The following is a 10,830-nucleotide window of genomic DNA, read 5'->3' as shown; positions in this document are numbered from 1 at the left end:
TGGCCCTGGACGGCACTCGTTTCGCCCCTCTTCGAGTCCCTGAACCGCCCTCCTCCGAGCTGGCGCGGTGGCCGCACGTACAGCCGTCCCCTGAACTATGGTGTCCCGCCACATGCGGGCCTGACCTGGCTGTTTCTACGGTGTGCCGACACGTACCCGTCCCCACCGCACACGAGGAAGTGGCGCACATGGCCCCCCGCAGCACCGAACCAGCACAGGTACGCGGCGTTGGAGCGGATGACCCGGGAGGTGGTGTCACCGGTCTCGAGAAGCGCTGCAGGAGACGCTGATGAGAGGTCCGGCCACCGCCCCGCCGAGCGCAATGCCCGGCATCCCGCGGGTGGCAGGTCTGCACGACGTGGGGGTGGCCTGATCGTGCTGCTCCTGTGCGCGCCTCTCCAGCGAACTCGGACTGGCCGTCACCGTCGGCGCCGGCGCCCGGTGGTCCTGCGGCGGTCGTCGCATCCTGGCGGGTGACGCCCCCGGCAAGGTGAGCACGGCCCCGCCGACCGCGGCATTCCCTCATGGTCAGCGTTCACCGCGCGATCCGCTGGTGTGGGCGAAGCGGCCCCCGGTGGTATTCAATGAGGTGTGCGGTCAGGGATCTCGGTGCCCCGACGCATGGGTCCGAGTACAGCCCCGGCGCTGCGCCGGGGATTGCGAGAGAGCCGCATGGACTCCACACCCTCCTCCTCGTCCTCTTCGCCGTTCGACCTGGTCAGCAGCGCCCTGGGGCGCTACGTCCCGCGCGGCGGAGCGGCAGCGGCGGGCGGTCCCGCGAACGCGCAGGGTGACCGCGCCACCCGCCAACGCGTACCCGACAACCCGGCAGCCGACCGTCAGGATCAGATTCTCGGCGTGGTCAACCTGGACAGGGACCTGAGAGTCACCGGCTGCAATCTGGACGCCCCCGTATTCGCGGGTCTGGACGCCGAGGCCGGGAGTCCGTTCGCCGATCTCCTGCCCGCCGGGGACGTACCGACGGTCACACGGCGGTTGCGGCAGGTCCTGGAGATCGGTGAGGCGCACGTCGCCCGGATCCAGCGCCTGCGGCGCGGCGACGGGTCGGAGCTGGTGGTCTCGCTGAGCATCCTGCCCGCCGCGGCGCCTCAGGAGGGCTTGACCGTCTCCGTGATCGCCATGGCCAGGAGGCTGCACCTGTACGCCGCCGAGACCGCGATCGGCACCTCGCTCGACATCGGCGAGACCGCGCAGTCGCTGGCGGAGTCCCTGCTGGCTTGGGGAGACGTGGCCGCCGTCGACCTCGACTTCGCCGTGTGGACGGGCGAGGGAGTCACCGAGCACGCGCAGGGGCGCATCCGGCTACGGCGGGCAGCCCTGGTGCCGGACCGGGCGTGGCCCGAGGGTTACGTGACTCCGGGCGTCGATCTTCCGAGCGACGCGAGTCGCCTGCTGGCACAGGCGGTACGGCGGGACGATGCCCCGCAGCCCATCGTCATACCCGACCGGGAGGCGGTCGAGCGGCTGCTCGGCAGTCCCCGGGTGATCCGTGCCCTGGTGCCCGGTGACCGGTCGGCGAGTGTGGCGTGCGTACCGCTGGTCCTGGACGGCGCGCCACCCGTCGTGCTGGGCCTGGCGGAGGTCTGGCGGCGGGCGGACCGCCCCTTCCGCGACAGCGAGTTGTTCGACCTGCAGGAACTGGTGGCCAGGACCTCCCATCACGTCGACCTGGCCCGTCAGCACCAGCGCGAGCACACGCAGGTGCTGGCGTTGCAGCGCCGGCTGCTGCCCCGGACCGGCGGCCACACCATTGAGATCGCCAGCGTCTACCAGCCCGCCACCCCCGACAGCGCGGGCGTCGGCGGCGACTGGGTGAACAGCTTTCCGCTGCCGGACGGCCGTACCGCGCTGGTGGTCGGTGACGTCGTCGGGCACGGCCTGGGAGCCGCGGCAACCATGGGCCAGCTGAGCATGGAGGCCCGCGCGCTGCTGTCCGCGGGGCTGGCACCCGACGAGGTGCTGGAGCACCTGGACGAGACCGTGACGCTGCTGGACGACGCGGAGTCCGGGCTGGCGGCCGGCTACAGCGCCCTCGGCTCCACCTGCTGCATCGCCCTCTACGACCCGGTCAGCCACCACGTGGCGCTCTCCAGCGCGGGCCACCTCCCTCCGGTCCTGGTGCTTCCGAACGGGCACGCCGGCCCGCTCGCGGTCCGCCCCCACCCCGGCCTGGGCGCCGAGTTCGCGCTGCGGGAGCCGTTCGACGTGCACACGTTCGGCGTGCCCCCGGGCTCCCTGCTCGCCCTCTACACCGACGGTCTGGTGGAGGATCCGGCCCTGTCGATCGACGAGGGCATCAGCAGGCTGGCGGATGCCGTTTCCACGGTGCACCCCTGGGATGCCCTGCAGCAGGCCGCACGGCACGTCGTCTCCGTGCTGGCGCCCGTGCGCCAGCGCGACGACGTGACCCTGCTGCTCGCGCGCATGATCGGCTACCGCAAGGGGGACACCGCGACCTGGCGGCTGCCCGCTCGCGACGACGCGCCCGCCCGTGCCCGCGCGCACGTCTCCGCACTGCTGCGGCAATGGCACACCAGGAGCGACACCCGGGACGACGTGACGCTGCTGGTCAGCGAGCTGGTCACGAACGCGGTGCGCTTTGCCGCCGGTCCCATCACGATACGACTGATCAGGGCCGGTGGTCACGGCCTGCTGTGCGAGGTGGGCGACACCGGCAACGGCAGGCCGCGTCTGAGCCGGGGCCGCCTCCTCGACGACGGCGGGCGCGGTCTGCACATCGTGCACCGGCTCACCACCCGGTGGGGGGTGCGGTGGACGGACACCGGCAAGGTGGTCTGGGCGGAAGTCGCAGGATGACGCGGCTGCGGGGCGGGGCGCGGCCGGGCGTACGCGAGCGCGGCGAGGGCAGGGGCGGCGTGAGCGTCAGCCGGCGCCACCGACGGTACGGACGGCGCCCTCAGCGGTACCGATGGCGTGACCGGTGATACGGGCGGCCCGTTCGCTGCTACGGGTGGCGCGGGCTCGCACTACAGCCACTCCCCTTCCAGGGCGGTGGCGGTGAGGCCCGGTGCCGCCGCGTACAGGACGGCGCGACTGCCCGACTTCTGTCCGGCGTCGTGCGCCCGCCTCAGGATGTCGAACACGGCGGCGCCTCCGCGGTTGCCGCTGGTGTAGCTGTCCCGGCTGTAGTCCAGCAACCCGGACGGCCATGCGTCGGGCATCGTCTGCTCCATGTACTCCAGCACCCGGGTCCCGCCGGGGTGCGCGAGCAGCACGTCGGGGTGCCAGGAGTCGGGGTCGTCCTGGTAACGGACGCGCAGCCACTCCCACATCGCGGTGACCGTCTCCTGTACGGCGCGCGGCCCGCGCCGGTCCATCACGAAGTGGGTGCCGTCCGCCCGTGTTTCCAGGCAGTGCAGGTCCTGGGTGTCGGGCACGGTGTGGTGCCAGGCCGCGTCCAGCCGCAGCACGGACTCGCGCCTCGGGCGGCCCGTGACCACCGCGGCGACCGCGGTGTCCGCGAACAGCAACCGGACGATCAGGGACTCGAGGGTGTCGTCCGCGGGCTGGTAGGTCGTGCTCAGCGCCTCCGCGATCACGACCAGGACCACCCGATCGGGGTCCGCGGCCACGAGATCAGCCGCCAGGGCCAGGGAGCGGGTCCCCGCGACGCAGGCCCACTGCGTGGCCGGCAGCAGCATCACGTCGTTGCGGAACGCGAGCTTGTTGGCCAGGGCGATGTCCAGCCCGGGCAGCGCCGGGGTGGTGGAGTGACTGGTGATCAGGCAGTCGATGTCCGCGGCGTCCAGCCCGGCGATCTGCAGGGCCCCGCGCGCCGCACGCTCCCCGTAGGACTGCACGGCCTCCCAGGCCGGCGCGGTGCGCTCCTGGACGCTCTGCGGCGCGGGTATCGCCTCGAGGGCTGCGATCACGCGGTCCACGTCCTGCTGGGTGAACCCGTCGCGCGCCAGCGCCTCTTGGGCGGTCCCGATGCCGACAGCCCGCAGGCCACCGCCGTCGCCGGGCGCGACGGCGGTCTCCAGCGGCAGCATCCACCCGCGGGTCTCGATGCCCGTACTGGCCGCGATGCCGTCGATCCGCGGCGCCCACGCCGCATGCGGGTGCCGGTCGCGCACCTCCGCCACTATCCGGCTGGTCTCCACGGGGTGCTCGCCGTGTATCACGGCAGGAGGGCAGAGGTAAGCGGCCATGATGGGCACCTTTCCAGGGGAGCGAGGAGGAACGTCACGAGGGCTGCGTCATGGGCCGCTTCGGAACTTCGCGCCCATGCCGACGGGCTCCACTTCGGGAGTCGCTGTCCGGGTCGAGCATGGACACAAAAGGGATATTTCCGCTGTGACTAAGACGACTCGGGCGACTCCAGGGGGCGTGATACGGCACACACCGCCGAAACAGAGGGGCCCTCAGACCGGTTCCGCAGGTCTTGCCTGACCCACCGTCAGCCAGGGGGCTCGTCAGGTCCGGGCGCGCACCGCCGGCGGGCCGGTGTCGGCGCCCGCCGTGATGGTCCCGCGGAGGCGGCCCTGCCGGAGGCCACCCGTCCGATGACGCGACACGGCATCGAACGACTTCCGGTGGCCGACGAAAAGGACCGGCTCGTCGACATCGTCGGCCGCCGCGACCTGCTCCAGGTCTTCCCGCGCTCCGCCGAGGGGATCTGGCAGGCCGCGCGACGTGAGGTGTTCGCCGACGCGCTCCGGCTCAGCCCCCAGATCCCCGAAGTCGCCGTCCACGACGGTGCGGTCACGCTCACCGGGCAGCTGGAAAGCGGCGCGGCGCCGCCGTCGCGGTGGGTCCGGCGCGCCCGCCGGACGGTGTCGTCGACGTCGTGGACGACCTCACCCACCGCTTCGACGACAGGCACGCACGGGCCACCGGACCGACCGAGCACGGAATGGCCGACGACCGGCCGCGTGGGTCATGAACCCACGGACCCCACCCACTGTCGACCGGCCTTGCGGCCACGGGGGCAAAGGCCCTCGGCGCGGCCCCCATCAGCGACGTGACCATCACCGTGGACCAGGGTCAACCGGCCCTGGTGGGTCGACATGACCGGACGCCGCAGTTGACGGGGACCGACCCGGCACGTTCCCGGCGCCTGCGATATCACCCGGGGGTCGGCTTGGACGAGGCACGCGGACTACGTGCCGAACTCGGCCGATGGGTCCACGAGGGCATCCTCCGCAGGATCGCCCGCGGCGTCCACGGGCTTGACGACGAGTGAGAACGTCCGGCCGCCCCGTCTCGCACGCCGTCCGGGACCTGGGCATCCACAAGGAAGCCCGGTCGCAATGGGTCCGCCAGGCCGAGGCCGGCCAGGGCGAGCGGCCCGATCCGCCGACCACTGCAGAGAGTCGAACTGCCGCGAGGCCACCGCAGTGGCCTCACCGGCCCCCACAACGCGGCCCCGCTCCAGGCGGCCGTCATGCCGGCTCCAGGACCAGTTTGCCGACGTTCTCGCCACGGAAGAGCATCTGCAGCGTCTCGGGGAAGTCGTCCACGCCGCCTCTCACGACGTGTTCCCTGACCTTGATGCGGCCGTCGGCGATCCAGGCGGAGATGTCCTGTGCGGCCTGCGGGCAGCGCTTGGCATGGTCGAAGACGACGATTCCCCCCATCCGGGCGCGGCGCACCAGCGGTGTCAGGTAGCTCGAGGGGCCCTTGACCGGGGTGGCGTTGTTGTACCGACTGATCGCACCGCAGACCACGACGCGCGCGTGCATCGCCGGCCGGGTCAGGGCGGCGTCGAGGATGTCGCCGCCCACGTTGTCGAAGTAGACGTCGATGCCGTCGAGGGTGTGCCGATGCAGCGCCTTCCTGACGTCGTCGGCGCGGTAGTCGATCGCCGCGTCGAATCCCAGTTCGTCGGTGAGCAACGCACACTTCTCCGGCCCACCGGCGATGCCCACCACCCGATCAGGTACGCCGGCGGCCGTGACATACGCCACAGGCCACCCCGCCCGGCGGGCACCTATGGTTCGCAGACCGTCAAGCCGTCGACCGACAGCGCCGGCCGGATGCCACGTCGAGCCCAAAACGTGACGCCCCACGGACTGCCCGGCGTACCAACCAGTCGGTATCGTGCGCCGCCACGCCTCCCCCCCAGCCCTCCACGGAACCGAGCCGAGCCGAGCCGGAAGGCCACGCAATGACATATCCCCATGACCAGCGGTACCCGCAGCAAGAATGGCCGCAGCCACGGACCGAACCGTACGGCCGTGCCCCTCGGTACGAGTCGTACGGGCGGGGCCCGGGGCAGGAGCCCTCCCCGTCCGGATACGACGACGCCGCGTACGACTGGTACGGGCAAGCCGCCCGGCAGGAACCGTACGCGCACGAAACGCATCGGCACGGCGCCGACCTGGCAGCCCTCCGCTCGGCCTACCGCGTGCTCCGCAGGGTCTCCTCGATCACCGCACTCGGCTCCTTCGTGGTGTACGTACTGCTGTCCTGCTACGCACCGGAGCTGATGGCGGCCAGGATCACCGGGGAGCTGAGCCTTGGAATCGCCCTGGGGATCCTTCAGCTCGTCGTCACCTTCGCGGCGGTCTTCTCGTACGAGCGCAGCGCACAACGCTCGGTGGACCCGTTGGCCCGCGTCGTCAGGGAGCGGGCGGCCGACCGGCCCGCGGGGGTGGCGAGATGACCGACTTCGACTCCGGGTCGCAGGCCACCGTCCTCGTCCTCTTCACCGCCCTGGTCACCGTCACGCTGCTGATGTGCGTGATGACGGGGCCGGACCGCGACGACCTGACGAACTTCTACACCGGCTACCTTTCGCTCACCCCGTTCAAGAACGGCCTGGCCATCGCGGGCGACTACATCTCCGCGGCCACGGTGCTGAGTACCAGCGGCATCATCGCGCTCGCCGGATACGACGGCTATGTCCTCACGGTCAGCACCGCCTTGTCCCTGGTGCTGCTGATGTTCCTGCTGGCCGAACCTCTGCGCAACGCCGGCAGGTTCACCATGGGCGACGTCCTGGCCCGCACCATGCCCGGGCGTGCCGTGCGAATCGCTTCCTGCGTCGTGACGCTTTCGGCGACCCTGCCCTTTCTGGTCGTCCAGCTCTCCGGGGCCGGGTCGCTGCTCACCTTCATCCTGAACATCCAGCACGGGGCGGGCGCCAGGACGGCGTGCATCGTCATCGTCGGCAGCCTGATGATCATTTACGCGGCGCTCGGCGGTATGCGGGGAACCGCGCTCCTCCAGATGATCAAGATCGTCATCCTGCTCGGCACCAGCGTCGTCGTCGCCGCCCTGGTCCTGAACCGCTTCGACTGGAACCCCGGAGACCTGCTCAGGGCCGCCCAGCACGGCAGCGGCACGGGCCCGGCCTTCCTTCGACAGGGCCTTCAGTTGGGCACCTCGGCCGGCGACCGGCTGGACTTCGTCGGTCTCCAGATCACCGTGGTCCTCGGCGTGGCCTGCCTGCCCCACATCACCATGCGCCTGTTCTCCGCGCAGGACGTGCCGGCCGTGCGGCGCTCCATGTCGTGGGCCGTCGGCACGGTCACCACCTTCTGCCTGCTCGTGATCATCTTGGGTACGGGCGCGGCAGCCCTGGTGGGATCGCGGTCCATCATCGCGGCCGACCCGCACGGCAGGACGTCGGTGCTCATGCTGTCGCAGGTGCTCGGCGGGGCCCCCGCCTCCGCGGGTGCGACGATTCTCTACTCGGCCGTGGCGGGAATGGTGTTCATCACCCTGCTGTCCTCGGTCGCGGGGATGACCCTGGCCGCGGCCTCGTCGCTCGCCCACGACCTGTTCTCCCATGCGGCGCGGCGGGGACAGGCGGAGCCGCGTACGGAGATGACGGTGGCGGCGTGGACGAGCGTGGCCGTGGGAACCGTGGCCATCGGTCTCGCCACCTTGGTCCAGAGCTGGGACGTCGGCGTGCTGACCACTCTGGCCGTCTGCATCGGGGCATCCGCGGTGGCTCCCGCGCTGACCTACTCCCTGTTCTGGAGAGGATTCACGCGCACCGGTCTGCTCGCCACCCTCTATGGCGGCGCGGCCTGCGCGCTGGTGCTGATGGTCTTCTCCAAGGCCGTCTCGGGCACGCCGTCCGCCGTCTTCCCGACCGCCGACTTCCACTGGTTCCCGATGCAGTCCACCGGACTGGTCTCCATCCCGTTCGGTTACCTGGCGGGCTGGCTGGGCAGCCGTCTGGACCACCGGCGCCGCGCCGCTGACAGTCGGGAGAGCCGACTGCTGTACGAGGAGAGCGAGGAACGTCTGCTCGCCGCAGCAGAATGACCGAGGTGGCGGGGGCGGACCGAGCAGGCGGCCTCGCTCCCGCCGCCGCAGTCCGCCCAGGGCCCCGCGCGGAGCCCCGTGACAGCCGCACGCCTGCACGCGCGCCGATGTGTGAGTCGACGGCGACGGCCTGCGACGGTCAGGTGAGCGTGCCGGCCAGTGATTGCTCGGTCCACACCGTTTTGCCTTCGCGGGTGTAGCGAGCACCCCAGCGTTCGGCCGTCTGGGCCACCAGGAACAGGCCGCGCCCGCCCTCGTCGGTGGTACGGGCGCGGCGCAGGTGTGGTGCGGTGTGGCTGGTGTCGCTGACCTCGCACACCAGGAACCGTTCACGGAACAACCGCAGGTGCGAGAGCACGGCAGGTGCCGAACCGGCGGCGCATGTCCCGCGACCTGCGCGGCGGCGGGCGCGACCGAGGCGGCTCAGCCCAGCAGCTCAGCGCTGCCGGCCGGTTCGCGCCGCTCCTGCCCGTTGATCCGGTGCCGTTCGACGGACGAGCGCCGGTACACCTCCTGCCGCACCCGCTGGATCTCGCCGATGGGCCGGTGGTCCTCGCGCGTACGCCACGGCGTGATCGACGTGGCGTCGGCGGCCGCCAGGTTGTCGTACCCGCCGATGGCCTGGCGCGGGAGATCCACCCGGGCGACCGTCACCCAGGGGGACAGGTCTTCGGGCCACTTGACGGATGTGTTGTCCACCGGCATACGGGTCAGATCGGTGTTGAGCTGGACCTGGAGCTCGAAGGAGTGGTCTCGCTCCGCGGCCTCGGCCACCAGGGTGCGGCGGAATGCCTCATTGTCCGCGCGCACGTCCACGATCTGCTGCGTGATGGAGGCCAGAGACGTGGCGGTCGGCACGGTACGGATCTTGGCGATGTGGTCGCCGTACCGGAAGGCGCCCATGCTGTTGTAGCTGTACGACAGCAGGTTCCTGCGCGGGACACCGGTGAACGACAGCATGGCGAGCAGTTCGTCCCACAGCCAGGTGTCGGGATCGGTGAGCGTCATCCGGCGGGTCAGGAACTCCGCCATCCAGGTCTTGCGGCGGGCCGGGTCCACGAGGGCCTCGGGCAATTCGGCGAACAGATCCTCGATCACCATGTAGTCGTAGGCCGTGTTCGCGAAGAAGACATCGTTGTTGATCAGGTTGAGGTCGAAGGTGCCGCTGTCTCGTTCGTCGTCCAGCAGCGAGGGGCCGGCGACTCCGAACAGCTTGATGCCCATTCCGCAAGCCGCGCCCAGCTGGTGGTCGGGGCGGTCGTGGCCCAAGCCGTTCGAGTAGCGGACGACGGCGTCGTACGCGGTCGGCCGCGCGAAGATTCCCTGCCGGTAGAAGCCAGGATTGTCACCAACCGTGACCGTGGCCTTGAGGAGGCCGTAGGTCTTGCCGTGGGCCGTGCGGACGGCGCGGCCGACGGTCTCGCGCTCGACCGAGGCGCGAGTACGACGCGCCACCTGGGCGATGACTGCCTCCATCTCCTCCTGGTAGGACGGTCGTTCGATGGGTCGATAGTCCTCGTAACGGACAGGATTCATTGTGCCGCCTCCCTCTCGTCGTGTACTGCACACAGACGCTAGTGCGCAATTTAATTGTGCACAACATAACTGTGAGCGATCGCACGCTCCCGGCATCGAATCGTCGGTGCCGACTACTTCCCGGCGCCCAGCGCCTGCTGTGCGGCTCAGAGGGACGACGGACAGAGATGAACGGCCCCACAAGCGGTCCAGTCACTACCTGGCCCGTCCGGCCAAGGCCCTCTGACGCATCGAGCACATCTGCCGCGAACTCAACACGGCCCGGGCCCGGACCACTTCGAAAGCCGGCCGGCGTTTCAGCCACCGGCTTCCCCTTTGCTGCTCGGTGAGCCGCTACCTGGTGGGAGAGGCGCTGATGCTGCCGGAAGAACTGACGGAAGGACTGACGGAAGGACTGGCAGAGGGACTTGCCGAGGGCCTCGCGGAAGGGGTTGCCGTATGCGAGGGCGAGCTGGGGCGGCGACTGCTGGAGGCTCGCGGGGTCGGCTTCGGCTTCACCGGTGGCGGCGCACTGGTGGTGGCGGGAGGCCGAGAAACCGGTGACGTGCTGCGAGTCGCCGTCGGCAGAGGACGCCGGATCCCGTCACCGTTTCGGTCCCGGACGCCCTTTCGGGCCGGGTGCGTGGTCACACGCTCCGGTGAAGCCTGTGAATCCGGAACGCGGACCCCGGGCTCTTCGGGGGACGGCTGTTCCGGGATCGAGGCTGCTCGTGGGGCCGTCGACTGGGGAAACACCGATGCGGTGGCCAGGCCTCCGAGGAGGGTGAAGGCGACTGCGGCAAGAGACCGGACGGCATACTTCTTCAGCCGCGCCGGACGGTCGCAGCGGTCAGCCGACAGGTCTTGCGAGTCGGCCGGTGACCCGGGAAGGGGCGACTCGGAAGAGCTCGGTCCCCTGCTCGAGCGGACCTCCGCCATCGCGGCCTCGACGGCCGGAGCGCCGCCTCTCCGATCGCTCAGCTGTGCCATGCCGGGGTCGCATGCCCCACACTCCGGGCAGGTAACGGCGCCGTTGAGCGTGCGGCTGCACGG

General features: G+C 70.8%; 7 protein-coding genes and 2 pseudogenes. 5 read left to right on the top strand and 4 right to left on the bottom strand.

The window, feature by feature from the left end; all coding sequences use genetic code 11:
• The first annotated feature begins 672 nt into the window (after nt 1-672).
• Nucleotides 673-2,838, top strand: a complete 2,166-nt coding sequence (locus ACICHK_RS34535) for a SpoIIE family protein phosphatase (RefSeq protein ID WP_406839976.1) — start codon at nt 673-675, stop codon at nt 2,836-2,838.
• A gap of 170 nt (nt 2,839-3,008) precedes the next feature.
• On the opposite strand, the gene ACICHK_RS34530 is transcribed toward ACICHK_RS34535, so the two are convergent.
• A complete protein-coding gene (locus tag ACICHK_RS34530; RefSeq protein ID WP_103553498.1) occupies nt 3,009-4,193 on the bottom strand; it encodes a polyketide synthase in 1,185 nt (394 codons plus the stop codon).
• A 354-nt stretch (nt 4,194-4,547) separates the two neighbouring features.
• Between ACICHK_RS34530 and ACICHK_RS34525 the strand changes: the two genes are divergently transcribed.
• Nucleotides 4,548-5,009 carry a CBS domain-containing protein gene (locus ACICHK_RS34525; RefSeq protein ID WP_406839975.1) on the top strand — a complete coding sequence of 154 codons (462 nt, stop codon included), beginning with the start codon at nt 4,548-4,550 and terminating at the stop codon, nt 5,007-5,009.
• Between the two features lie 214 nt (nt 5,010-5,223).
• Nucleotides 5,224-5,349, top strand: a pseudogene (locus tag ACICHK_RS34520) (transposase); the annotation flags it as partial.
• 77 nt (nt 5,350-5,426) lie between these two features.
• On the opposite strand, the gene ACICHK_RS34515 reads toward ACICHK_RS34520, so the two are convergent.
• Entirely contained in the window at nt 5,427-6,158 is a 732-nt protein-coding gene (locus ACICHK_RS34515) for a zinc-binding dehydrogenase (protein ID WP_406839974.1), read from the bottom strand.
• Here ACICHK_RS34515 and ACICHK_RS34510 point away from each other — a divergent pair.
• Both ACICHK_RS34510 and ACICHK_RS34505 read left to right on the top strand, forming a co-directional pair.
• A complete protein-coding gene (locus ACICHK_RS34510; protein ID WP_406839973.1) occupies nt 6,152-6,649 on the top strand; it encodes a DUF485 domain-containing protein in 498 nt (165 codons plus the stop codon). The two genes, ACICHK_RS34515 and ACICHK_RS34510, sit on opposite strands and share 7 nt — an antisense overlap.
• Nucleotides 6,646-8,262, top strand: a complete 1,617-nt coding sequence (locus ACICHK_RS34505) for a cation acetate symporter (protein ID WP_406839972.1) — start codon at nt 6,646-6,648, stop codon at nt 8,260-8,262. The genes ACICHK_RS34510 and ACICHK_RS34505 overlap by 4 nt, the downstream gene beginning before the upstream one ends.
• A gap of 139 nt (nt 8,263-8,401) precedes the next feature.
• Here ACICHK_RS34505 and ACICHK_RS34500 read toward each other — a convergent pair.
• Both ACICHK_RS34500 and ACICHK_RS34495 read right to left on the bottom strand, forming a co-directional pair.
• Nucleotides 8,402-8,608, bottom strand: a pseudogene (locus ACICHK_RS34500) (ATP-binding protein); the annotation flags it as partial.
• Nucleotides 8,609-8,685: 77 nt separating this feature from the next.
• A complete protein-coding gene (locus ACICHK_RS34495; protein WP_406839971.1) occupies nt 8,686-9,798 on the bottom strand; it encodes a catalase family protein in 1,113 nt (370 codons plus the stop codon).
• Nucleotides 9,799-10,830: the final 1,032 nt, after the last annotated feature.

The organism is Streptomyces sp. AHU1 (assembly GCF_045343905.1).
Lineage (GTDB): Bacteria > Actinomycetota > Actinomycetes > Streptomycetales > Streptomycetaceae > Streptomyces > Streptomyces triticiradicis.
This window is presented reverse-complemented; position numbering and strand designations above follow the sequence as displayed.

Excerpts from the sequence above, each read along its gene's own strand:
- ACICHK_RS34515 (WP_406839974.1), bottom strand. The coding sequence starts at position 6,158 with ATGTCATTGCGTGGCCTTCCGGCTCGGCTCGGCTCGGTTCCGTGGAGG.
- ACICHK_RS34510 (WP_406839973.1), top strand. The coding sequence starts at position 6,152 with ATGACATATCCCCATGACCAGCGGTACCCGCAGCAAGAATGGCCGCAG.
- ACICHK_RS34505 (WP_406839972.1), top strand. The coding sequence starts at position 6,646 with ATGACCGACTTCGACTCCGGGTCGCAGGCCACCGTCCTCGTCCTCTTC.
- ACICHK_RS34535 (WP_406839976.1), top strand. The coding sequence starts at position 673 with ATGGACTCCACACCCTCCTCCTCGTCCTCTTCGCCGTTCGACCTGGTC.
- ACICHK_RS34495 (WP_406839971.1), bottom strand. The coding sequence starts at position 9,798 with ATGAATCCTGTCCGTTACGAGGACTATCGACCCATCGAACGACCGTCC.
- ACICHK_RS34525 (WP_406839975.1), top strand. The coding sequence starts at position 4,548 with ATGACGCGACACGGCATCGAACGACTTCCGGTGGCCGACGAAAAGGAC.
- ACICHK_RS34530 (WP_103553498.1), bottom strand. The coding sequence starts at position 4,193 with ATGGCCGCTTACCTCTGCCCTCCTGCCGTGATACACGGCGAGCACCCC.